At 65.4% G+C, this 21,321-nt stretch carries 24 protein-coding genes; 14 read left to right on the top strand and 10 right to left on the bottom strand.

Annotated elements, in window-relative coordinates; all coding sequences use genetic code 11:
- Positions 1-11 precede the first annotated feature (11 nt).
- Genes KU884_RS06990 through KU884_RS06975 form a run of 4 tightly spaced genes read left to right on the top strand, consistent with a single transcriptional unit; the run spans position 12 to position 3,301 of the window.
- Entirely contained in the window at positions 12-581 is a 570-nt protein-coding gene (locus KU884_RS06990) for an ATP-binding protein (RefSeq protein ID WP_167781985.1), read from the top strand.
- Positions 582-595: 14 nt separating this feature from the next.
- Positions 596-940: a hypothetical protein gene (locus KU884_RS06985; protein WP_167781984.1), complete on the top strand. Its 345-nt coding sequence runs from the start codon at positions 596-598 to the stop codon at positions 938-940.
- A 12-nt stretch (positions 941-952) separates the two neighbouring features.
- Positions 953-2,479 carry a PP2C family protein-serine/threonine phosphatase gene (locus KU884_RS06980; protein WP_167781983.1) on the top strand — a complete coding sequence of 509 codons (1,527 nt, stop codon included), beginning with the start codon at positions 953-955 and terminating at the stop codon, positions 2,477-2,479.
- Positions 2,480-2,506: 27 nt separating this feature from the next.
- Positions 2,507-3,301, top strand: a complete 795-nt coding sequence (locus tag KU884_RS06975; RefSeq protein WP_167781982.1) for an ABC transporter substrate-binding protein — start codon at positions 2,507-2,509, stop codon at positions 3,299-3,301.
- Positions 3,302-3,320: 19 nt separating this feature from the next.
- Here KU884_RS06975 and KU884_RS06970 read toward each other — a convergent pair whose 3' ends face one another.
- From KU884_RS06970 to ccoN, 8 genes are read right to left on the bottom strand one after another with little or no spacing between them, the layout of a single operon-like run.
- A complete protein-coding gene (locus KU884_RS06970) occupies positions 3,321-5,780 on the bottom strand; it encodes a heavy metal translocating P-type ATPase (protein WP_254432204.1) in 2,460 nt (819 codons plus the stop codon).
- A gap of 2 nt (positions 5,781-5,782) precedes the next feature.
- Positions 5,783-6,289, bottom strand: coding sequence for a FixH family protein (locus KU884_RS06965; protein WP_167781981.1), 507 nt, complete (start codon positions 6,287-6,289; stop codon positions 5,783-5,785).
- 2 nt (positions 6,290-6,291) lie between these two features.
- Positions 6,292-7,686, bottom strand: coding sequence for a cytochrome c oxidase accessory protein CcoG (gene ccoG, locus KU884_RS06960; protein WP_254432203.1), 1,395 nt, complete (start codon positions 7,684-7,686; stop codon positions 6,292-6,294).
- A complete protein-coding gene (locus KU884_RS06955) occupies positions 7,679-7,930 on the bottom strand; it encodes a hypothetical protein (RefSeq protein WP_254432249.1) in 252 nt (83 codons plus the stop codon). The genes ccoG and KU884_RS06955 overlap by 8 nt, the downstream gene beginning before the upstream one ends.
- Positions 7,923-8,864 (bottom strand): cytochrome-c oxidase, cbb3-type subunit III, encoded by a 942-nt coding sequence (gene ccoP / locus KU884_RS06950; RefSeq protein ID WP_167781979.1) that lies wholly within the window; start codon positions 8,862-8,864, stop codon positions 7,923-7,925. The genes KU884_RS06955 and ccoP overlap by 8 nt, the downstream gene beginning before the upstream one ends.
- Positions 8,857-9,060 (bottom strand): cbb3-type cytochrome c oxidase subunit 3, encoded by a 204-nt coding sequence (locus KU884_RS06945; protein WP_167781978.1) that lies wholly within the window; start codon positions 9,058-9,060, stop codon positions 8,857-8,859. The genes ccoP and KU884_RS06945 overlap by 8 nt, the downstream gene beginning before the upstream one ends.
- Before the next feature lie 11 nt (positions 9,061-9,071).
- The gene (ccoO, locus tag KU884_RS06940) at positions 9,072-9,689 is read right to left on the bottom strand and encodes a cytochrome-c oxidase, cbb3-type subunit II (RefSeq protein WP_167781977.1); all 618 of its coding nucleotides are present in this window, start codon (positions 9,687-9,689) and stop codon (positions 9,072-9,074) included.
- 4 nt (positions 9,690-9,693) lie between these two features.
- The gene (gene ccoN / locus KU884_RS06935) at positions 9,694-11,115 is read right to left on the bottom strand and encodes a cytochrome-c oxidase, cbb3-type subunit I (RefSeq protein ID WP_167781976.1); all 1,422 of its coding nucleotides are present in this window, start codon (positions 11,113-11,115) and stop codon (positions 9,694-9,696) included.
- 196 nt (positions 11,116-11,311) lie between these two features.
- On the opposite strand from ccoN, the gene KU884_RS06930 reads away from it, so the two are divergent.
- Genes KU884_RS06930 through KU884_RS06885 form a run of 10 tightly spaced genes read left to right on the top strand, consistent with a single transcriptional unit; the run spans position 11,312 to position 19,290 of the window.
- Positions 11,312-12,883, top strand: a complete 1,572-nt coding sequence (locus tag KU884_RS06930; RefSeq protein WP_167781975.1) for a BCCT family transporter — start codon at positions 11,312-11,314, stop codon at positions 12,881-12,883.
- Positions 12,870-13,352 (top strand): hypothetical protein, encoded by a 483-nt coding sequence (locus tag KU884_RS06925; RefSeq protein WP_167781974.1) that lies wholly within the window; start codon positions 12,870-12,872, stop codon positions 13,350-13,352. The genes KU884_RS06930 and KU884_RS06925 overlap by 14 nt, the downstream gene beginning before the upstream one ends.
- A 22-nt stretch (positions 13,353-13,374) precedes the next feature.
- Positions 13,375-13,899, top strand: a complete 525-nt coding sequence (locus KU884_RS06920) for a Na+/H+ antiporter subunit E (RefSeq protein ID WP_167781973.1) — start codon at positions 13,375-13,377, stop codon at positions 13,897-13,899.
- A complete protein-coding gene (locus tag KU884_RS06915) occupies positions 13,892-14,194 on the top strand; it encodes a monovalent cation/H+ antiporter complex subunit F (protein ID WP_167784156.1) in 303 nt (100 codons plus the stop codon). The genes KU884_RS06920 and KU884_RS06915 overlap by 8 nt, the downstream gene beginning before the upstream one ends.
- Entirely contained in the window at positions 14,191-14,490 is a 300-nt protein-coding gene (mnhG, locus tag KU884_RS06910) for a monovalent cation/H(+) antiporter subunit G (RefSeq protein ID WP_167781972.1), read from the top strand. Before KU884_RS06915 ends, mnhG begins: the two co-directional genes overlap by 4 nt.
- Positions 14,491-14,498: 8 nt before the next feature.
- Complete coding sequence (locus tag KU884_RS06905) at positions 14,499-15,437, top strand: hydrogenase subunit MbhD domain-containing protein (protein WP_167784155.1); 939 nt, start codon at positions 14,499-14,501, stop codon at positions 15,435-15,437.
- Positions 15,434-15,730, top strand: a complete 297-nt coding sequence (locus tag KU884_RS06900) for a cation:proton antiporter subunit C (protein WP_167781971.1) — start codon at positions 15,434-15,436, stop codon at positions 15,728-15,730. Before KU884_RS06905 ends, KU884_RS06900 begins: the two co-directional genes overlap by 4 nt.
- The gene (locus KU884_RS06895; RefSeq protein WP_167781970.1) at positions 15,727-17,163 is read left to right on the top strand and encodes a complex I subunit 5 family protein; all 1,437 of its coding nucleotides are present in this window, start codon (positions 15,727-15,729) and stop codon (positions 17,161-17,163) included. The genes KU884_RS06900 and KU884_RS06895 overlap by 4 nt, the downstream gene beginning before the upstream one ends.
- Positions 17,160-18,818 (top strand): proton-conducting transporter membrane subunit, encoded by a 1,659-nt coding sequence (locus tag KU884_RS06890; RefSeq protein ID WP_167781969.1) that lies wholly within the window; start codon positions 17,160-17,162, stop codon positions 18,816-18,818. The genes KU884_RS06895 and KU884_RS06890 overlap by 4 nt, the downstream gene beginning before the upstream one ends.
- A gap of 19 nt (positions 18,819-18,837) precedes the next feature.
- Complete coding sequence (locus KU884_RS06885; protein ID WP_167781968.1) at positions 18,838-19,290, top strand: isoprenylcysteine carboxylmethyltransferase family protein; 453 nt, start codon at positions 18,838-18,840, stop codon at positions 19,288-19,290.
- A gap of 22 nt (positions 19,291-19,312) precedes the next feature.
- Here the strand turns inward: KU884_RS06885 and KU884_RS06880 are convergent, their stop codons facing one another.
- Positions 19,313-19,714 (bottom strand): thiol-disulfide oxidoreductase DCC family protein, encoded by a 402-nt coding sequence (locus tag KU884_RS06880; RefSeq protein WP_167781967.1) that lies wholly within the window; start codon positions 19,712-19,714, stop codon positions 19,313-19,315.
- A 131-nt stretch (positions 19,715-19,845) separates the two neighbouring features.
- Positions 19,846-21,165 (bottom strand): glycine cleavage T C-terminal barrel domain-containing protein, encoded by a 1,320-nt coding sequence (locus KU884_RS06875; RefSeq protein WP_167781966.1) that lies wholly within the window; start codon positions 21,163-21,165, stop codon positions 19,846-19,848.
- Between the last annotated feature and the right edge of the window lie 156 nt (positions 21,166-21,321).

The following is a 21,321-nucleotide window of genomic DNA, read 5'->3' as shown; positions in this document are numbered from 1 at the left end:
GGGGGTGACTAATGCAAGAGTACGGGGATATCCGCGAGCCGCGGCATGACAAGGACACCGAGTCGCTGAATCTGGCGTTCTGGCCCAGCTCCGTGCCGCTACGGCAGCGCTGGCGCAACAATGGCCTGTCCGCGGACTTTCTCGGCGACTACGTCACCACGTTCTTCCCTCTCGACGAGAATACTCCGGCAACGCAGAACCGGCGTGCGGAAATCCAGGGCGCGGTGGCATTCATCGCCAACGAACTCCTGGAAAACGCCATGAAGTTCCATGATCAGTCGCTGCCGGAACCCATTACTCTGCATCTCAACCTGGACAAAGAACGCATCACTCTGCAGGAGACCAACGGTACCGATAACGCCACGGCAGAGCGATTCCAGGTCTTTATCCAGCGCGTCACGGAATCCGATCCAGACACCCTTTACATGGAGACGCTGGAGAAAAGCGCCACCAGCGAAAACACGTCAGGGCTCGGCTACCTGACCATGATCAACGATTACGGCGCAGAATTGGCCTGGCGCTTCGAAACCCTCCCCAGCGGTGGTTGCCGTGTAACCACCCAGGTCACCATAGAGATCTGACGGAGCACCTTTTGATGAGTACGTTGTCCGGAGAAGGCTACTCCGTGGAATTCCATGACAGCGATGAATGCGTCGCCATCAGCGGCACGCTTCGGCTGGGAGGGCTCTCCGAGTACGCACCGGTGATGGATTTGCTGATCCAGGCCATGCAGCAGTGCCGAACCCTGACGCTGGACCTGCGGCAACTGGAATTCCTCAACAGTTCCGGCATTGCTGCCTTGTCCAAGTTCGTCATCAGGGCCCGGGATCACGAAGGCTGCCATCTGGTCATCCGCGGTTCCAGCGCAGTGCCCTGGCAGGGCAAATCCCTGAACAACCTCAAGCGGCTGATGCCCTCCCTGGAGCTGCATATTGAATAGAGGCCGGACACCGTGAGCACCACCGCCGCCCGTACCGGCAGCCTGACCTTCCGCCAGGCGGCGGTGACCTTGGTAGTGGTGCTCCTGTTCGGGCTTCTCGGCGGGTTGATCGAACTGGCAACCGAGTGGCGCTCGATCCGTCAGCAGGTCCCCGAGCAGACACACAGCACACTGGAACTGGTTCGCGGCCCTGCGACCACGGCTGCTTACCAGCTCAACGAAACCCTCGGCGCCGAGGTGGCCGACGGCCTTTTCGCCGACCGGCGCTTCCACGCCATCACCCTGCGGGACAATTTCGGCACCACCATTGCCGAGCGCGAGCGCGCGCAGGCGCCGGAACCCGGGCCGCTCGTACACTACCTGTTCAGCGATATCATCGAATACCGGATCGACCTGGTCCGAGCGGGGGTGGTCCCGGAGCGCGATCAACAGGTGGGCGAGCTGATCGTCCGACTGGATGAAACCGAGATCGCCGCCGGTTTCCTCGATCGCGGCATCGTGGTGGTACTGGTGGGTCTCGCCCGGGCGCTTGGTATCGCGGTGCTGGTAGTGACTATCTTCTATTTCATGATCACCCGGCCGCTGCTGAAGCTACACGGCGCCATCGGGCGCATCGACCCTGCCAATCCCGGGCAATGGCAGGCGCCGCGCTTGCGGCTTCACGACAACGATGAACTCGGCCAAGTCACGCACCGTCTCCAGGGGCTCATGGGCGCCTTTCAGCGCGTTCTGGAACAGCGTGACCAGGTCCAGCACGAGAACGCCCGCATGGGCGCGGAACTGGATGTGTCCCGACGGATACAGCACATCGTGCTGCCCTCCAATGACGAACTCGCCGCCATCCAGGGCCTGCAGATCGCCGCCTTCATGGAACCGGCGGACGAGGTCGGCGGCGACTACTACGACATCCTGCGCCACGCCGACGGCGTGCGTATCGCCATCGGCGACGTCACCGGCCACGGACTCGAGAGTGGCGTGGTCATGCTCATGATCCAGAGCGCCGTCCGTACCCTGGTGGCCCACGGCGAACAGGACATGAAGCGGGTGATGTCGGTGCTCAATGAAACCATCTACAACAACGTCGAACGCATGGGCTCCGGCAAGAACCTGACCCTGGCCCTGGCCGACTATCGGCCGATCCGCGACGCCGGCGAAAGCGGCGCCCGCGGCCATCTGCGCATTACGGGTCAGCACGAATCGGTGATCGTGGTGCGCGCCGACGGCGGGATGGAGCGCATCGACACCGACACGCTCGGCTTCCCCATTGGCCTTGTGGAAGACGTGGCAGAGTTCATGGCGGAGACAGAGCTCACGCTGCAGGCAGACGACGTGGTGGTCCTCTACACCGACGGCATCACCGAGGCGGCAGACCCACGGCACCGGCTTTACGGCGAGGCGCGGCTGATGGACTGCATCCGCACCCATCACCGCCAGTCGGCGGACGCCATCAAGCAGGCGGTGGTGGACGACGTCCGCAGCCACATCGACACCCAGACGTTGTACGATGACCTGACACTGGTGGTACTCAAGCAGGGCTGAGAATCCGGTCCGGGAAGGAGGTGCATCATGGTCACAGCAACAACGAGGGTGCGCCGGGGAGCGGCGCGGGCGTTGGCTGGCGCCCTGCTGTGGGCAGCCTCCTGGTCCGTGGCGCAGAGCGATGCCACCGCACCGGAAGACATCCTGTGGCTGACCGAGGAGTACGCGCCCTACAACTTCACGGAGGACGACGGGACGCCGTCGGGGATCACCATCGATGTCCTCGGCGCACTCTGGGACCGGCTGGATGCAGACATCAACGTCAACGACATCCGCGTCGTACCCTGGGCTCGCGGGTACCGCGTCGCCCAGGAAGATCCGACGGCCTGCCTCGGTGCGACCACCATCACCGACTCGCGGCGGGATCAGTTCAGCTTCATCGGCCCCTATGTCCAAGCCCGTAATGCCGTCATCGGCCCCGCCGACCAGGCCGACCACGACTTCGGCGACGTGGGCGACCTCGCGGGCATGGAGATCGGGGTGGTCCGCAATGACATCGCCGAGGAACTCCTGCAGGAAGCCGGTGCCCCCGTGCGCTATGTGCGCCTCGCCGAACCCGAGACCATGCTGCGCATGCTGGACGGCGGCCGCTTCGACGCGATCGCTTACAACGTGCTGGTGGTCAACTGGACCATGCGGGATCTCGGCATCTCCGTCGACGACTACGCCGAACTCCTGCTGCTGGACGAGGGTGGTATGGGACTCGCCTGCCATCAGGACATGAATCCGGAACTGCTCCAGCGCATGCGTTCGGCAATGGATGAAATGCGACAGGACGGCACCCTGGAGGAGATCCGTGCCCGCTACATGAACGGCAGCTGATGGCGAGCCTTCGTGCGGCTCACGCCGACTGCGCTGCCGCCAACTGACGGCCCCCCGACACCTCACCACGACGCCGCGAGCGTACTGTTGCCAGACGGCGGGAATTCAGAACCACGACCAGGGAACTGGCGGTCATGCCCATGGCCGCCAGCCAGGGCGGGATGAATCCCAGGGCCGCCAGCGGCAGCATGGATGCGTTGTAGGACGCCGACAGAATCATGTTCTGGCGAATGGTGCGCAGTGTGCCGCGGGCCGTTCCAAGCCCCGCGACTAAACGCGCGAGGCGCCCGCCCAGCAGGATCATGCTGGCGCTGGTCTGCGCCAGGGCGCTGCCCTCGTTCATGGCCGCCGAGACATTGGCGCCGGCCAGTACCGGGGCGTCGTTGATGCCGTCACCAACCATTAACACAGTCATGCCCTGCTGTTGCAGTTCACGCAGTCGCTCCAGCTTGTCCTCCGGGCTCATGCGGGGACGCCAGCGGTCTACGCCGAGTGCTTCGGCAACCTGCGCCACCGCCCCCGGGGAATCGCCGCTGGCGATCTCGACATGGACACCCCGGGCCTGCAGCGCCGCGACCGCCTCGGCGGCGTCGTCCCGCAGCCGGTCGGCGAGGCGGAACCGGGCAAGAATGCCCTGCTTGTTACCCAGTGCAATCCAGGCCCCCTGCTCGTCTGCCTCGTTTGCCTGCTCTCCAGCCAGCTCGGCCACCCAACCAGGCCGCCCGACGCGCAGTGGCTGACCGGCCACGTGACCCTCGACTCCCCCACCGCGGGTAACACTGGTGGCCTCCGCCTGGTATCGGCGCGGCACGGGAAAGGCGCGGGCAATCGGGTGCTCGGAGTGTCGCTCCAGCGCCGCTGCAAGTTCCACAGCCTCATCCGCCGACAGCCGCTGGTTTGCCCGTGTCTCAACCAGGGTCAGCCGGCCCTCGGTGAGGGTTCCGGTCTTGTCCAGAACCACCGTATCCACCCGGGAGAGCGTCTCCAGGGCATCGGCCCTGGTGACCAGCAATCCCTGGGCGGCCATGCGGTTGGTGCCGGCAGCCAGGGCGGTGGGTGTGGCCAGGGAAAGCGCACAGGGGCAGGTTGCCACCAGCATGGCCAGGGTGACCGGGAAGGCCCGGGTGGGATCCACCTGCCACCAGATGGCGAACACGCTGGCCGCAGCGATCAGCACCACGGTCACGAACCAGCGACCGGCGGTATCCGCGAGGCGGGCCAGCCCCGGACGCTGGGCCTGAGCGCGGCGCAGTAGCCGGCCGATGTGGGACACCGTGGTGTCCTGCCCGACCCGCTCCACCGCCATCCGGAAACTGCTGCCCAGGTTGACGCTGCCGCCCACCACCGTCTCGCCGGGGCCCCGCGGCTGCGGGTCCGACTCGCCGGTGAGCATGGACTCGTCGACACTGGTATGGCCCTCGGTGATGCGCCCGTCGGCGGGGATGCTGGCGCCCGGGCGCACCAACAAGGCATCACCGACCAGCACATCCCGAACCGGGATTTCCTCTTCGCCCTCGCCCCCGATACGCAGTGCCGTGCTCGGGACAAGCCGACCGAGCGCATCAGTGGTCGCATTGGCGCGATGGCGCGCGTTCATCTCGACGTAGCGGGCGATGAGCAGGAAGAACGTGAACATGCTAACCGAGTCGAAGTAGACCTCGGGGCCGCCGGCAAAGGTGATCCAGACGCTGGCGGAGTAGGCGCCACCGATGGCCAGCGCCACGGGCACGTCCATGCCCGGCCGGCCGTTGCGCAGATCGCGGATGGCGCCGATGAAGATGGGCAACCCGGCATAGAGCACCACCGGCGTGGCCACCAGCATGCTCACGGTACGTAGGAAGTCCTCGTAAACGCTCTCCATGCCGTGGAACTGGCCGGAGTAAAGGGCAACGGCAAACATCATCGCCTGCATCATGCCCAGCCCGGCGACGATCAACCGCCGCAACGCGGACTTGCGCTCTTTCTCCGCCTGGGTGTCGGTGGCGTCCGCCAGCACCGGATGGGGCCTATAGCCGAGCCGGCCCATGTGCGCCATGAGACCACTGAGGCTCACCCGGTCGGGATGCCATCGCAGCAACGCTCGCCCGGTGGCGGGATTAACCCGCACCTCCTCGACGCCTTCTGCATCGCCCATGCTGCGCTCGATGAGCCAACCGCAGGCGGCACAGTAGAGCCCCTCCACCAGCAGCGACGCCTCACGACTGCCGTCCGGCGCACAGTAAACAAAATCCTGTTGCACCCGTTCCTGGTCGAAACTGGCATACCGACCGGCATCGGCAGCGGTCAGATCCTCCGGCTGCCCGGTGGGCGACGGGCGAAAGCGGTAGAAGGCATCCAGCCCGGAGCCGAGAATGGTGGAGGCGACAGCGTGGCAGCCAGTGCAGCAAACAGGCTGCAGCTCACCGTCCACTGTGACGGAGAGATCCACATCCTCCGGTACCGGCTCACCGCAGTGGAAGCAGTGCCGAACGTCGACCACCGTCAGCCCCCACGGCGGGGCGTCAGTGCAAGCTCACGCTCCCCGGCGTCGATCTCGGTGGCCAGCAGCCAGGAGCGGTCTTCCGGCTGCAGGCGAACGTAGTGGCGCCCGTCCACGCGGCGCTCGGCATCGGCGCGGTAAAGCCCACTGGCGTCGCGCTGGAGCTCCACTGTCACATCCCGCTCGGCATGGGTGGGGTGTGACAGTTCAAGAAGCAGCCGTTCGGGGAGTTCCGAACGGCCATCCAGCCGCACGGTAATCGTCCCCTGCTCGCGATCCAGCACCAGGCTGCCGTCGATCTCCAGTGCCGCGGCCTCGTCTTCCCGGGCGTGGTTCTTGTGAATCGCCCGACCGACTTCTTCGTAGTTGTCTGCGACCAGGCTGTCACCGTGAATGACGGCGGTAGCCAGCAGGCTGAGACCCAGCGCGATGGACGCCAGGGGCGGGGCGAACACGAACCAGAACCAGAACTGGCGATACCACGGCGCGACATCGGTATCCCTGGCCATGTCTACTCCTCCCTCGGCCCGTGGAAACGGGCGGTATTGGTCTGCTGGATTGTTTCGTCGTCGGTGGCCTGGAGCCGCAGTTCGATTGAATGCCCGGCACCGCGGGCCTCATCCCGCGGCACGCGGACGCTGGCGGTCACCTGACCGGTGGAACCGGCGTCGACGCGGATGTGTTCCGGCCGCGTCACCACCTCGGCGCCGGGCAGGCCATCCACACTGAGCACGTAGTCCCGCGCCTGTTGGTCCTTGTTGAGAATGCGAACCGTGTAGATATTCTCTACTGTCTCGAAGTCCACGTCCCGGTAGAGCACGTTCCGGTCCGCCAGCACCTCCATGGACAGCGGTGTGCGCTGGGTGAGGCTGTACGCAGTCCCGGCCATCAACGCCAGCAGCAACACGGCATAGATGACAATGCGCGGCCGCAGGATATGCGACGGCTTGCCCTCCATGGCGTTATCGGTGGTGTAGCGTATCAGCCCGCGGGGGTAGTTCATCTTGTCCATGACGCTGTCGCAGGCATCGATACAGGCGGCACAGGCAATACACTCATACTGCAGCCCGTCGCGGATGTCGATCCCCGTGGGACAGGCCTGCACGCAGAGGTTGCAGTCAATGCAGTCACCCAGCCCCTGGGCCCGGTGATCGATATTGCGCGAGCGCCCACCCCGGGGCTCTCCCCGCTGGGCGTCGTAGGAGATGATCAGCGAGTTGGGGTCGAACATGGCACTCTGGAAGCGCGCGTAGGGGCACATGTAAATGCACACCTGCTCCCGCAGGAATCCGGCGTTGCCCCAGGTGGCGAAGGCGTAGAAGAGAAGCCAGAACGTCTCCCAGGGGCCGAGACCGAAGGTCGCCACGCTCACGGACAACTCGCGTATCGGCGTGAAATAACCCACGAAGGTGAACCCGGTGTAGAGCGCAAACACCACCCACAGGACGTGCTTGCTGCCCCGGCGCAGCAGCTTTCTGCCCGCCCAAGGGGAGTTGTCCAGCTTCAGACGCTGCTGGCGCTTGCCCTCGGTCCAGCGTTCCATCCACATGAACGCCTCGGTCCACACCGTCTGGGGGCAGGCATAGCCGCACCACATGCGCCCTGCCAGGGCGGTGAAGAAGAACAGCGACAATGCGGCAAGGATCAGCAGCAGTGCCAGGTAGACAAAATCCTGGGGCCAGAATGTCAGCGCGAAAATGTGGAATTGCCGGGCCGGGAGGTCGAACAGCACCGCCTGACGAGCGTCCCAGGTGATCCAGGGCAGCCCGTAGTAGATGCCGAGCAGCACAATCACGGCCAGGTGGCGCAATCGCTGGAAAGTGCCGTCGACCTCGCGCGGGTGGATCTTCTCGCGGGCGGCATACATGCCCACGTCGAACTCCACTTTGTCCTCCCGCTTACTCATGGCGTCGGTTGCCGCCTCCGCTCAACAGATAGGTCAGGCTGCTGGAAAACAGCGCCACCGCCCAGAACATGAAGAACCCGATGGTGTAGCCGGCCATGCGGCTCACCTCCCAGCCGGGGAGCGTCTGCATACGCAGGGTCTCGGGATCAATACTGGCAAAGAACACCACCGAGGCCACCGCCGCCGCCAGGAACGACGGCCACAGCGTGCTACCCAGGCACTGCAGCCAGCGCTCCTTATTCATCGCCACCGGCATCGGCGGTTTCCTCGCCGTTGACCTCGGCGTCACGCTCGTCCATGGACAGGCTGTAGACATACGCCGCGAGCACGTGCACGCGATCCTCTCCGAGCAGATCCTTCTGCGCCGGCATGACGCCCTGGCGCCCTTCGCGAATGGAGGTCTTGATGGCCTCCAGACTACCGCCGTAGATCCAGTTGTCATCGGTGAGGTTGGGTGCGCCCATGGCCGGGTTGCCGCTGCCATCCGCCTGATGGCAGGCGGCACAACGCTGCTGGTAGAGCTCCTCGCCGGCGCTCACCAGCTCCTCGGGGGCATCGCGGCCACTGAGGCTGAAGGTGTATGCCGCCACCTTCTCCACGCCCTCATCACCAAGCGCGCCGCCCAGACCCGGCATGACTCCGCGGCGGCCATCGAGAATGGACTTGTAGATCTGCTCGGGCTCGCCGCCCCAGTTCCACACATTGTTGGCGATATTCGGAAAACCGGGACGCCCGCCGCCGTCCACGCCGTGGCAGACGGCGCAGTTGTTGTCGAACAGGCGCCTGCCGGTCTGCATGGCGTCGGAATGCCCCGCCAGCTCCGGTATGGGAATCTCGGCGTATTCCTGGAACAAGGGTGCAACCCGTTCCTCGGTTTCCGCCACTTCCTGTTCCCACTCGCTGTACTGTGACCAGCCCAGCAGGCCCTGGTAGCTACCGAAACTGGGATACAGCACCAGGTAGATCAGGCCGAAAACGATGGTGGCGTAGAACAACCACAGCCACCAGCGCGGCATGGGATTATTCAGCTCCGTGAGCCCGTCCCATTCGTGACCGGTGGTCTCGTGCGCCGCCTTTTCGTCCGGGCGCTTCTTCGCCGTCCAGCGAATCAGCCAGACACAGGCCAGAATGTTGGCGACGGCAATGATGCCGATGTACCAGTTCCAGAAACTACTCATGGTCCCTGCCCTCGCGCTTGTGCTCTTGCCTTGCCGCGGCGTCGCTGTTCTCTGCCGGTTCCTCGTCCTCCAGCGGCAGCCGGGCGGCCTCTTCGAAATCCTTCTTGCGCCGGCTGCTAAACGCCCAGAACACGATCCCGATGAACAGGATCAGCAGGATCAGCGTCAACAGGCCACGAACGGTATTGATATCCATGCAGCCTCCCGTCAGCGCCTGTGCTCGATGGCCGTGCCCAACCCCTGGAGGTAGGCGATGATGGCTTCCATTTCGGTCTTGCCGTCGACTTCGTCGACGGCATTCTCGATCTGCTCGTCGGTGTAAGGCACCCCGAGCCAGCGCTGCTGGGCACGCATGCGCCGGGCAATCTGCTCGCCGTCCAGCGTGCGCTCTGCCAGCCACGGATAGGCCGGCATGTTGGACTCCGGCACCACGTCCCGCGGATTGAGCAGGTGGATCTCGTGCCACAGGTCGCTGTAGAGCCCGCCGACCCGCGCCAGATCCGGTCCGGTGCGCTTGGAACCCCACTGGAAGGGGCGGTCATAGACGAACTCGCCGGCCACGGAGTAGTGCCCGTAGCGCTCCGTCTCCGCCCGGAAGGGCCGGATCATCTGCGAGTGGCAACCGTAGCAGCCCTCGCGGACGTAGATATCACGGCCGGCGAACTCCAGCGGCTCGTAGGGCTCCACCCCCTCGATGGGCTGCGTGGTCTCAGCGGCGAAGAACAGCGGCACGATCTGCACCAGCCCGGCGACGCTGAGCACGGCGATGATCAGCACCGCCATCACGCCGACGTTCTTCTCGACTACCTCATGACCCTTGCTCATGGTTTCAGGCCTCCTGCGTCGCCGTGCGGACCGTTGCGGCTTCCCTTGCCGGACGCGTGGTCATCCACACGTTCCAGGCCATGATCAGCATGCCGGCGAAGAACAGCACGCCGCCCAGCAGCCGCACCAGATAGTAGGGGTAAGTCGCCACCAGGGACTCCATGAAGGTGTAGGTGAGCGTGCCGTCCTCGTTGACGGCACGCCACATCAACCCCTGCATCACCCCGGCGATCCACATGGCAGCGATGTACAGCACAACACCCAGGGTGGCGATCCAGAAATGCAACTCGATGGCCTTGACGCTGTGCATGGTCTCGCGGCCGTAGAGCCTGGGGATCAGGAAGTACATGGCACCGAAAGTAATGAATGCCACCCAGCCCAGCGCGCCCGCATGGACGTGGCCAATGGTCCAGTCGGTGTAGTGGGACAGGGCGTTGACCGTCTTGATGGACATCATCGGCCCCTCGAACGTGGCCATGCCGTAGAAGGACAGGCTCACGATCAGGAACTTGAGAATCGGGTCGGTGCGCAGTTTGTACCAGGCCCCGGAGAGCGTCATGATGCCGTTGATCATGCCCCCCCAGCTCGGCGCCAGAAGCACCAGCGAGAACACCATGCCCAGGGACTGCGCCCACTCCGGCAGTGCTGTGTAGTGCAGGTGGTGCGGCCCGGCCCACATGTAAATGGAGATCAGCGCCCAGAAGTGGACGATGGACAGCCGGTAGGAGTAGATGGGCCGGTTGGCCTGCTTGGGCACGAAGTAGTACATCATGCCGAGGAAGCCGGCGGTAAGGAAAAAGCCCACCGCGTTATGGCCGTACCACCACTGGACCATGGCATCCACGGCACCGGCATACACCGGGTAGGACTTGGTCAGCGATACCGGGATGGCCAGGTTGTTGACGATGTGCAGCATGGCCACGGCCAGGATGAAGGCACCGTAGAACCAGTTGGCCACGTAGATGTGCTTGACCTTGCGCTTGACGATGGTGCCGAAGAACACCACAGCGTACGAGACCCAGACCACCGCAATGAGCAACGCGATGGGCCACTCCAGCTCGGCGTACTCCTTGCTCTGGGTAATGCCCAGCGGCAGCGTGATGGCTGCGAGCACGATCACCGTCTGCCAACCCCAGAACGTGAAACTCGCCAGTTTCGGCGCGAACAGCGGTGTCTGGCAGGTCCGCTGGACCACCCAGTAGGAGGTGGCAAACAGCGCGGACCCCCCGAAGGCAAAGATCACGGCGTTGGTGTGAAGCGGCCGCAGCCGGCCGTAGCTCAGCCAGGGAACGTCGAAGTTGAGCGCCGGCCAGATAAGCTGCGCCGCGATCAGCACCCCCACGCCCATCCCGACGACGCCCCAGACGATCGTCATGATGCTGAACTGGCGCACCACGTTTTCGTTATAGGTGATTGTTCGTTCCATTGGATTCCATCCACTGGTCGCTAGTCATGGCAGGTCGGCGCTATTATCCGCGGCCCGGTGCCGGCCTTTCTTGATATGGATCAAGGGAGCCCCGGCAGATATACCCCCGAGGAGGCAGACACGCCCCAACGCCGCTATGGCGCGTGTTAGCATCCATCAACGCCGTGAAGCCGCGCTCAAGGGATCAGCCAGCTCAATGAATCCACGGGTTTTTCTGCCGTCCGCGGCAATCGTTCTGGCGCTGGTGATTACCGGCGCGGTCTGGACCAGCACGTTGGGCGCTGCCATGGAGGCCACCCAGGCGTTCCTGGTCATGCACTTCGGCTGGGTCTATACGGGGGTGGTCGCATTCCTGCTGCTGTACGTGCTTGCGCTGCTACTGCACCCGCGTTTCCGCAATCTGCGCCTGGGGCCACCCGACTCGCGGCCGGAGTACACTTACCTCTCGTGGTTCGCCATGCTGTTCTCTGCCGGCATGGGCATCGGCCTGCTGTTCTACAGCGTCGCCGAGCCGGTGCTGCACTACCTGCAGCCGCCCCGCGGCGAGGCTGCCACACCTGAGACAGCCAACGAGGCCATGCGGCTGACCTTCTTCCACTGGGGGCTGCATCCCTGGGCCATCTACATCATCGTGGCCCTGTCACTGGCCTTCTTCTCCTACCGGCACGGCCTGCCGCTGTCGCTGCGCGCCGCCCTGTATCCGCTGATCGGTCACCGCATCAACGGCCTCGCCGGCGACGTCATTGACGTCCTGGCCGTGGTGGGCACCGTGCTCGGCGTGGCCACCTCTCTGGGCCTGGGGGTCATGCAGGTGAACTCGGGGCTTGAGCAGGTGGGACTGATCGAGGTCTCCACCGTGAACCAGATCATACTGATCATCGCCATCATGGGTATCGCCACCATCTCGGTGCTCAGCGGGCTGAACAACGGTATCCGCATCATCTCCCGCGCCAATCTGTTCCTCGGCGCCGCGCTGCTGCTGTTCGTGCTGGCAGCCGGGCCAACGGTGTTCGTGCTCATGACGCTGCTCCAGAGCCTGGGCAACTACGCCCAGGGCCTGCTGGAGCTCTCCTTCCGCACCGACGTCTTCCGCGGCGGCGACTGGCAACGCGACTGGACACTGTTCTACTGGGCCTGGTGGATCTCCTGGTGCCCGTTCGTGGGCATGTTCATCGCCCGGGTCTCGCGCGGCCGCACGGTGGGCGAGTTCATCCTGGGCACGCTGCTGGTGCCCACCGGCTTCACTTTCGTCTGGCTCTCGGTGTTCGGGGCCACGGGTCTGTACCAGGAGATCACCAGCGGCGAGCTGGGCGCCATCGTGCAGGCCAGCGCGCCCCAGGCCCTGTTCGCCATGCTGCAGGACCTGCCCGTCGCCATGATCACGGTGCCCCTGGCAACGGCAGTGATCGTCGGCTACTTTGTCACCTCGGCGGACTCGGGGGCCCTGGTGATGAACATTCTCGCCTCCGGTGGCGACCCCAACCCGCCGCTGCTGCAGAAACTGTTCTGGAGCGTGCTCACCGGCACCGTGGCCGGGGTTCTGCTGTTGGCCGGCGGTCTGCAGGCACTGCAGACGGCAACGCTCACGGCGGCGTTGCCGCTGTCGCTGGTGCTGGTGGTCATGGCCTGGGGCCTGTGGAACGCCTTCCGGGCGGATTCCTGGCAAAGCGAGGAGATCACGCCCATGCCCGAGCCCGGCCTAGAGCGGTTGATGCAGTACGCCAAGGATAAGCGCGAGCGCACGGGAGATGCCGATGACACCCTCTAAGCATTCCGGCAACCGCCCCGCCAACAGCGGCCTGCGGCGCTGGCTGCTACGCCTGCTCCGCCGCCGCGAACGCGTGCGTGACGCGCGCAAGGCGCACCGCTCCCGGCAACGGGCGCTGGATCAGTTGGAGGCCTGCCTGCGCGACAGCGTCGGTCCGGCTCTGGCCGCCGTGCGCGACACGCTCAATGAGGAGGGCTACGCCGCCGCCCTGGAGCGGCTGGAGCGCGGCTATTGTCTGCGGGTGGTGCGGGACGATCAGCACTTCTGTGTTTTCCGTGCCGAGGGACGTCTCTACCACAAGCCGTTCTTCGCCTTCCCGGCCCTGCACGGCCCCGTGGACCGCCCGCAAAGCGTCAGGCTGATCATGGGGTGTGAAGGCAACGAGCGGGTGTGGCAGCTGCGCCACTGCCGCTACGACGCCATCTATCAGTATGCCCTGGACGAATGCCGCAAATGGCTCAACTGGTAGGCCCGGGGAGTAGCAGACCAGCGTGACCCGCATTCCCGCGTTCATCCACGACATCATCGGCCGCACCCACCCGCGGGATCTCCCGGGGCGACTGCTCCTCTACGCCGGGCTCTGGTGGCTGATCACCGGGGGAGACGGCGATGCCTGGACCTGGGGCATCGCGGCCGTCGCGGCCGCCGCAGTCATCAGCCCGTTCCCGAGTCATCACCCATGGCGAATCAGTGTCGCTGGAGCCATTGCCTTCGTGCCGGTATTCGCGCTCTTCTCCCTGCGCAGCGCCCTGGATGTCGCCCGTCGTGCGCTGCATCCGCGACGACCGCTTACACCGGCGCTGCTTGATTACCCGTGGCGACTGCCGGACAACGGCAGTCGCGTCTTCCTGGCGAACCTCATCAACCTCATGCCCGGGACGCTGTGCGTGCGCATCACCGACCAGGCAATGACCGTGCACACCATCGGTGATACCACGCGCACGCTGGCCGGGCTGGAACGTCTGGAAACCCTGACCGCCACCCTCCTGAAACAGCCCTTGCATCATGATCAGTGACATCCACGGCATCATCGTCGTCATCCTGCTGCTGAACATCGTCATCGGCCTTGTACGCATTCTGCGCGGACCGGAATCGGCGGACCGCATGCTTGCCGCAGAGATGTTCGCCACCTCCGCGGTGGCGATCATCCTGATCCTGGCGGTGACCATGCCGTCGCCCGCTCTGCTGGACGTGGCACTGGTGTTCGCTCTGCTCTCCGCGCTGGCCGTGGTGACCTTCGTCAGCCGCGCCTGGTCCGCTCTGGCAGCACCCGCCAATGACGACAGCGATGGCGAGGAGGACGACAGATGACACTCGCTGCCTGGTTTGGCACGGCGCTGGTGATCGCCGGTGTGCCGTTCCTGCTCTCCGGCACCCTGGGACTGCTGCGTTTCCCGGATGTCTACACCCGCCTGCACGCCCTGGCCAAGGGCGACAACGTGGGCCTCGGTCTGATCTGTCTCGGGCTGGGCATCCACTCGGGCAGCATGACGGTGGCATTGAAACTGCTGCTGATCTGGGTGCTCATGCTGATTGCTTCGGCCACCGGTGCCGGCCTGATCGCCCGGACCGCCCTGGCCCGCGGCCTCAGGCCCTGGGGGCTGTGATGGCGCAGATGGCGAGTAACGCCTACGATCTACTGCTGGCGGGCGCCCTGTTGTGGCTTGCCTGGCAGGCCACCCACGCGGCGGACCTGTTCCGTGCGGTGATCAGTTTCATCGTTTTCGGGCTGCTGATGGCGCTGGCATGGGTGCGGCTGGACGCCCCCGACATCGCCCTGGCCGAGGCCGCCATCGGCGCGGGGGTCACCGGTGCCCTACTGCTCTCTGCACTGGGGCGCCTGGCCTCGGCACCGCCGGAAAAGCCCGGGGCCAGACACCGCTGGCCGTCAAGCATCGCGGTGCTCACCCTGGCCGGAACGATCCTGGTGGCGCTCGGCGCCGCCGCATGGCAACTGCCCGCGCCCGGGCTCGGTGAAGCGGTTTCAGAACACATGCCCCGAGCCGGCGTGGACAATCCGGTCACCGGCGTACTGCTCAATTTCCGCGCCTTCGACACCCTGCTGGAGATCGGCGTGCTACTGCTGGCGGTGGTCGCCATCTGGTCCTTCGGGCCGACCCCGGAACCCCTGGTGCCGGCTGTGCCCTCACCTGCCCTGCCGGCGCTGGGGCGAATGCTCTGGCCGATGTTCGTCCTCGCCACGGCCTATCTGCTCTGGCGCGGCACCCACGCCCCCGGAGGCGCCTTCCAGGCGGGAGCAGTCCTGGGTGCCGGGGGCATCCTGGTGATCCTCGCCGGCGCGCGGCCGTGGCTCACCGGCGAGGACAACGGTGCGTGGCGATGGCTGCTCAGCCTGGGCGTCATTACCATGCTGCTGGCGGCCGTGGGTATGGCCCTGATCGGTCAGCGGTTCTTCGAATATCCGGAGGCCGCGGCCGCCGGTGTCATCCTGCTGCTGGAGGTCACTGCGGCGCTGTCCATTGCCATGCTGCTGTTTGCCGCCTATCTCAACGGGCAGCCGCCAGCGCGCTGGCAGGAGTACACGCACCCATGATGCCCTACCTGCTGCTTGCCAGCGGCCTGTTCCTCATCGGCTGCCATGGGCTTTTCGCCAGTGAGGGCATGCTGCGCAAGCTGCTGGCGTTGAACGTCCTCAGCTCGGCCGTCTTTCTGCTGTTCGTCACCATCGCCCGCATGAGTGATCCCCTGGACCCGGTGCCCCACGCCATCGTGCTCACCGGCCTGGTGGTGACGGTCAGCACCACTGCGGTGGCGCTGGCCATCGTCATACGCCTGGCCGCCGGCGGCAGTGATGTGTCCAGAGGGCGACGGGAGGAGGACGAATGACCCTGGTTGAGTGGGCAGCCGTCCTCCTCGCCTGTGTGCCGGTGGCCGCCGCCATAGGGGCATTCTGCCGCACGGCGCTGGGGCCTGTACTTGCCATCACCAGCGGGGCTGCCCTGATCGGCGCCGGCGCGGCGCTGGCTGTGGCTGTTGCCAGCCACGGCGTCGTGCACCACGACCTCGGCGGCTGGGGCGCGCCCGTGGGCATCACCTGGACGGTGGACGGCCTTGCCGCAGCCATGTTGCTGCTGACAGCGATCGTCGGCACTGCCGGAAGCATCCACCATGCCGTGCAGATGCCGCGAGACGGGCACTTCTGGTCTCTGTGGCTATTCCTCTGGGCGGGGTTGAACGTGCTGTTCCTGTCAGCAGACCTGTTCAACCTGTACGTGGCCCTGGAACTGCTCACCCTTGCCGCCGTAGCGCTGATCGCCCTGACCGGCGGCCAGGCCCTGGGTGCCGCCTGGCGCTATCTCCTGGCCATGCTGCTGGGCTCATCCCTGTACCTGTTCGGGGTGGCACTCCTGTACGGCCGCTACGGCGTGCTGGATCTGCACCTGCTGGCGGACATGCTGGTGCTCGACCATGCCACCGGTGTCGCCGTCACTCTCGCTACGGTGGGCCTGCTGCTGAAAGCCGGCGCCTTCCCGCTGCACTTCTGGCTACCCAAGGCCCACGGGCGTGCCCCGGCGGCGGTGAGTGCGATTCTCTCCGCCGTGGTGGTTACAGCCAGCTATTACCTGCTGGTGCGCCTGTGGTTCGGACCGTTCTCCGTCTACCTGCACGCGTGGCCCGGGCAGGCTCTGGGCCTGCTGGGGGCATTGGCCATCATCTGGGGCGGTCTCCAGGCATTGGCACAACGCCATCTGAAACTGCTGATCGCCTATTCCACGGTCTCGCAACTCGGCTTCGGCCTGCTGCTGTTTCCGCTGGCGGCAGGCGCGGCGCCTGAGCTCGCCTGGCAGGGTGCCCTGGTGCTGATCGTGGCCCACAGCCTGGCCAAGGCGGCCCTGTTCCTGGCGGCTGGCTGCATTATCCAGTTCCACGGGCATGATCGGATACCGGCGCTTGGAGGGAGTCAGCGCGGCCTGATGCTGGTCTGGCTCGCCATGGCGCTGGCATCTGCCTCACTCATCGGCCTACCACCCAGCAGCGGCTTCAGCGGCAAGCTGTGGCTGCTGCAGGCGGCGCTGCAGGATGGCGCCTGGTGGTGGGCCGGCGTCATGGTTGGCGGCACCCTGCTCACCGCCGGCTACCTGTTCCGCATCTTCGACGTTGCCGCCGATCCCGCGGCGAACCCAAACAAGGGTGGACCAGCATTGCCACGCCTGCTGCCCTGGAGTGCCGTTGCCCTGGCGGTCAGCGCCGTGCTTCTGGGGCTGGCGGCACCGCAGCTTGCCGCGCTGCTGAACGTCGGCGGAGTCAGCGTGCCATGAGCGGGTTGACGGTATTTCAGGGGTCGTTGCCCCTGCTCACTGCCTTGCTGGCACCCTGGCTGGCACTCCTCCTGTTCACGGTGCTGCCCCGTCGTGCCGGGACGGTACTACTTCCCCTGGCGCCACTGCCCGCCCTGGCACTGATACTGCTGCCAACGGACGGGGCCCGGCTCGGGCTGGCCGCAGGAACCTACCACATGACCTTCGCTCTCGATGCCACCGGCGAGGTCTTCCTGCTGGCCGCCGCAGTCGTCTGGGCCATCGCCGGCTGGTATGCAGTAACAGGCCGGCATGCGCCGGCGCGTCAAGGGTCGTTCGCCGTGCCCTGGTTCCTGTCCCTGGCCGGCAGCCTGACCCTGATCCTGGCGCAGGACCTGTTCGCCTTCTATACGGCCATGGCGGTGATGACCTTTGCCTCCTACGGATTGATCATCCACCGGCGATCGCCGAGCGCCCTCGGCGCGGGGCGTCTCTATCTGGCAATGATGATGGTGGGCGAAGCCGCCATGTTCACGGGCGTGGCCACGGTCATGACCACCATCGAGCCCGGGACAACGCCGCGATTCACGGACGTCGGCGACGCGCCATGGCCGGCGCTGGCGCTGCTCGGCATCGGCTTTGCCACCAAACTCGGTGTTCTCGGGCTGCATGCCTGGCTGCCCAGGGCTCACCCGGTGGCACCGGCAGCAGCCAGCGCCGTGCTCAGCGGGGTCATGATCAAGGCCGGACTGCTGGGCTGGTGGCGGGTGACGGAACCGATGGCGGACCTCCATCCCGACCTGGGGCTGGCGCTGCTGGTCATTGGCCTTGTCGCTGCGTTCTATGGGGTACTCCGGGGCGTGTGGCACAACGACGCCAAGACCATTCTGGCCTGGTCCAGTGTCAGCCAGATGGGCCTGGTGACCATGCTGGCGGGAACGACGCAGCTATCGGCAGACGCGGCGCCGGCCGCGTGGACGGCGCTGGCAGTGTTCGTGGTGCACCACGGCCTGAACAAGGGTGCCCTGTTCCTGGGTGCAGATCTGAACAAGGAGCCGGACAACCACGGCGGAACTGCGGGGTGGTTACTTCTGTGGCCGCCGGCGCTGGCCCTGGCGGGCGCCCCGGTAACCAGCGGAGCACTGGCCAAGGCGGCAGTTGGTGAGGCCCTGGTGGCACTCCCGCTTGGCGCCTGGATTAGCGCACTGCTCTATCTAAGCACCATGGCGACCACGTTGCTCATGCTCCGGCTGCTGTGGTGCGCACGCCCCGCGGCGCTATGCCTCCCGCGCCTTGAGGCCCAGGCGCGGTTGCTCCCCGCGGCAACGCTCACGGCCCTTGCGGCGACGCTACCATGGCTGCTTTTTCACGATATCCCTGCCGCAGCGACGGCGCTCACCGGCGGCAGTATCTGGGGGGCCACCTGGCCGGTTCTACTTGCCGCCACAGGGGCGATAACGGGTTATCATTGGTATCGACGCCATGCCCCGGTACGGTGGCATTGGAACATGCCGGAGATACCCTGGCCGGCGGTCCTGGAACGGACCAACCGTCAGCTTGTACGGATCACAACACGGGAACGCCAGTTGCAGCAATGGACCACCATCGGACGAGTGCTCCTGGCCGTGATCGCACTCATGGCAGCCGCGATATTGCCAGCATCCTTACACCATTAACCGTTCAGGAAGTTTCCCAGTGCACCGCTTTCTCCCCCCGCCCGTGGTTCTTCTGCTTGTCGGCTTGGCCATGTGGCTGGTGGCACGGCTGCTACCGCAGGCCACCCTCACCGTGCCCGGCGCCGGCTGGCTGGCGCTGACCGTGACCGTGGCGGCACTGTCGATCATGGGCCTTGCCGCCTGGGCATTGCGACGCCACCGCACCACCATTAACCCCATGCGTCCGGAGCAGAGTTCATCGCTGGTGGACAACGGCGTGTTCCGCTGGAGTCGCAACCCCATCTACCTGGCCGACGCCTTGTTGCTGGCCGCCTGGGCACTCTACCTCGGCAATCTGGTCGGCGTGTTCCTGATTCCGGTGTTCATGGCGCTGATTCAGCACTTCCAGATCCGTCCCGAGGAACACGCGCTGGAACAGCACTTCGGTGATGCCTTCCGGGAATACCGGCGTTCGGTCCGGCGCTGGATCTGAGCGCCTGCCCGCAAACCGTATCTTAGGCACACGTCGCGCAGCCGGCGCGACGGCGAAAACGCCAGGCCGCGACCAGTCGGTAGACAACCTCCATGGGCCAGACCAGCCCGGAATACCGGCAGATGCCTCCCAGCCAGCGATACCCGGGCAACCGCTGCCACAGCCGGACGAAGGCGTGGGCACCGCCCACTACCTGGCCATCGGGCTCCACCACGCGGAAATACGCCAGTGCCTGCTTCGGCGTAATGCCCGTGCCGTTGAGCACCTGGGGCTGATGGGCGACATCCTGCCAGTACAGCCGTCCGGCACTGTCCAGCCGCCGGTAGTGATTGATCTCCCGCCGGCAGACCGGACAGCCCCCATCGTAGAGCACTGTCAGCCGATCTCCGGCAGCCGTGGTGAGTCGCTCCAGCCCTTCCTTCATGGCGCTCGTTCTCCAGCAGCAATGACAATATTTGTACAATTATTGCACATATTTTACCGGACAACGAAAAATCCCGGCGACACCCAGGGGCACCGCCGGGAAACCAAGGGAAACGCTGAGCAAAGCAGATGTCAGTAGGCGTAATCCCGGCCTTCGGACCGGGCCCGCTCCCGTGAACTCATGTTCACCGACGGCCGGAACGGCATCTGCACGACTTCGGCATGCTCCGGATGCCCGGGGTAGTTCAGGTACTCCTCCGGCAGCCACGCCTGCAGGCGCGTGCCCAGGGCCGATTTCTCTACCGGCACATAGGCCATGGCAATGTTGGTCTCCAGCTCCGGCGAGTACCACGGCGAAGTGATCCAGCCGATGGGCTCGTCGCTGCTCTCGTCGCTGATCAGCCAGAAGTCCGGGGCGTAATCCTCAATGGGCTTGCCGCCGACCTTCAGCCCCACCAGGGTATGGGTGAACGGGGCGCGGCCGGCGTTCACCAGTTCCCGGGTTTCCTCCAGCACCTGCTTGCCGATGTAGTCCGCGTCCTTGGACTTGGGCACCATGTGCCCGAGATAGCACTGGAACGGATTGGTCTCGTGGTCCAGATCCTGCCCGTAGGAGAGAATGCCGGCGGCAATGCGGCGGTGGTGCGCCGGGGCGATGACCATGAGATTGTGCGCCTCGCCCACTTCCCGGATCCGGTTCCAGACCTTCTCCGCGTTCAGGGTGGAGTCGTAGGCGTAGACCTCATAGCCTTTCTCGCCGGTGAAACCGGTCTGGGAGATCAGACACTCCACGCCGGCGATTTCCGTGTGCATGAGACCGTAGTAAGGGACCTCCTTTACTTCCTCCCCCACCAGATCGGCCAGCAGCGCCTCGGACTTGGGCCCCTGGATCTGCAGTGGGCACACATCGATTTCCTCGATGGTGACATCGTACTTCGCCATGACATTCACGCCCTGGAACCAGAGCATCAGGTCGGAATCGCTGATGGTGAACCAGAACTCATCCTCGGACAGCCGCAGCATCACCGGATCGTTCAGCACCTTGCCCTGCTCGTTGCAGAGGATGACGTACCGCCCTTTCATGGGCGGCACGCGGGTGATATCGCGGGTGCAGACGAAGTTGCAGAACGCCTCGGCGTCCGGTCCCTTGACCCGAATGGGCCGCTCCACGGCCACGTTCCACAAGGTAACGTCGTTCACCAGGGCGCGGTACTCCACCATGGCTCCGCCGTCCTCGGGGCGCACGTAACCGCGCGGATGGTACATCCGGTTGTACACGGTGGCCCGCCAGCAGCCGGCCTCACAGGACAGGTGCCAGTAAGCGGACTTGCGTACGCGATTGGAGATCAGTAGCTCGATGCCCGGATCCCCGGTCTGGCGGAGATTGACGGGGACTTTGCGGTCGCTCTGATCCACCGTGGCCTGATAATTCAAGTTGCTGCTGTTCGCCATTGCCGAAATCCTCGCCGTGACTCGTTTTGTCCGCCGCTGCGCGTGTGGTGACGGCGCAGAACCTGTCCGTCACTGACTGAGGATGCTATGCCCGTTGGCGAGGTCGCAGGCGCTTGTGTGCGACGCGCCCTTGTGCGGGCGCGACACGGAAAGTGG

The organism is Aquisalimonas sp. 2447 (assembly GCF_012044895.1).
Classification (GTDB): domain Bacteria; phylum Pseudomonadota; class Gammaproteobacteria; order Nitrococcales; family Aquisalimonadaceae; genus Aquisalimonas.
The sequence above is the reverse complement of the archived record's forward strand: the minus strand, read 5'-3'. Positions and strand labels throughout refer to the sequence as shown.

What these genes read in the sequence shown, in the direction of transcription:
- KU884_RS06945 (WP_167781978.1), bottom strand. Translation starts at nt 9,060, where the DNA reads ATGGATATCAATACCGTTCGTGGCCTGTTGACGCTGATCCTGCTGATC.
- KU884_RS06990 (WP_167781985.1), top strand. Translation starts at nt 12, where the DNA reads ATGCAAGAGTACGGGGATATCCGCGAGCCGCGGCATGACAAGGACACC.
- KU884_RS06895 (WP_167781970.1), top strand. Translation starts at nt 15,727, where the DNA reads ATGACCCTGGTTGAGTGGGCAGCCGTCCTCCTCGCCTGTGTGCCGGTG.
- KU884_RS06890 (WP_167781969.1), top strand. Translation starts at nt 17,160, where the DNA reads ATGAGCGGGTTGACGGTATTTCAGGGGTCGTTGCCCCTGCTCACTGCC.
- KU884_RS06875 (WP_167781966.1), bottom strand. Translation starts at nt 21,165, where the DNA reads ATGGCGAACAGCAGCAACTTGAATTATCAGGCCACGGTGGATCAGAGC.
- KU884_RS06985 (WP_167781984.1), top strand. Translation starts at nt 596, where the DNA reads ATGAGTACGTTGTCCGGAGAAGGCTACTCCGTGGAATTCCATGACAGC.
- ccoN (WP_167781976.1), bottom strand. Translation starts at nt 11,115, where the DNA reads ATGGAACGAACAATCACCTATAACGAAAACGTGGTGCGCCAGTTCAGC.
- KU884_RS06975 (WP_167781982.1), top strand. Translation starts at nt 2,507, where the DNA reads ATGGTCACAGCAACAACGAGGGTGCGCCGGGGAGCGGCGCGGGCGTTG.
- KU884_RS06905 (WP_167784155.1), top strand. Translation starts at nt 14,499, where the DNA reads ATGGCGAGTAACGCCTACGATCTACTGCTGGCGGGCGCCCTGTTGTGG.
- KU884_RS06925 (WP_167781974.1), top strand. Translation starts at nt 12,870, where the DNA reads ATGACACCCTCTAAGCATTCCGGCAACCGCCCCGCCAACAGCGGCCTG.
- ccoP (WP_167781979.1), bottom strand. Translation starts at nt 8,864, where the DNA reads ATGAGTAGTTTCTGGAACTGGTACATCGGCATCATTGCCGTCGCCAAC.
- ccoO (WP_167781977.1), bottom strand. Translation starts at nt 9,689, where the DNA reads ATGAGCAAGGGTCATGAGGTAGTCGAGAAGAACGTCGGCGTGATGGCG.
- KU884_RS06955 (WP_254432249.1), bottom strand. Translation starts at nt 7,930, where the DNA reads ATGAATAAGGAGCGCTGGCTGCAGTGCCTGGGTAGCACGCTGTGGCCG.
- KU884_RS06965 (WP_167781981.1), bottom strand. Translation starts at nt 6,289, where the DNA reads ATGGCCAGGGATACCGATGTCGCGCCGTGGTATCGCCAGTTCTGGTTC.
- ccoG (WP_254432203.1), bottom strand. Translation starts at nt 7,686, where the DNA reads ATGAGTAAGCGGGAGGACAAAGTGGAGTTCGACGTGGGCATGTATGCC.
- KU884_RS06880 (WP_167781967.1), bottom strand. Translation starts at nt 19,714, where the DNA reads ATGAAGGAAGGGCTGGAGCGACTCACCACGGCTGCCGGAGATCGGCTG.
- KU884_RS06900 (WP_167781971.1), top strand. Translation starts at nt 15,434, where the DNA reads ATGATGCCCTACCTGCTGCTTGCCAGCGGCCTGTTCCTCATCGGCTGC.
- mnhG (WP_167781972.1), top strand. Translation starts at nt 14,191, where the DNA reads ATGACACTCGCTGCCTGGTTTGGCACGGCGCTGGTGATCGCCGGTGTG.
- KU884_RS06930 (WP_167781975.1), top strand. Translation starts at nt 11,312, where the DNA reads ATGAATCCACGGGTTTTTCTGCCGTCCGCGGCAATCGTTCTGGCGCTG.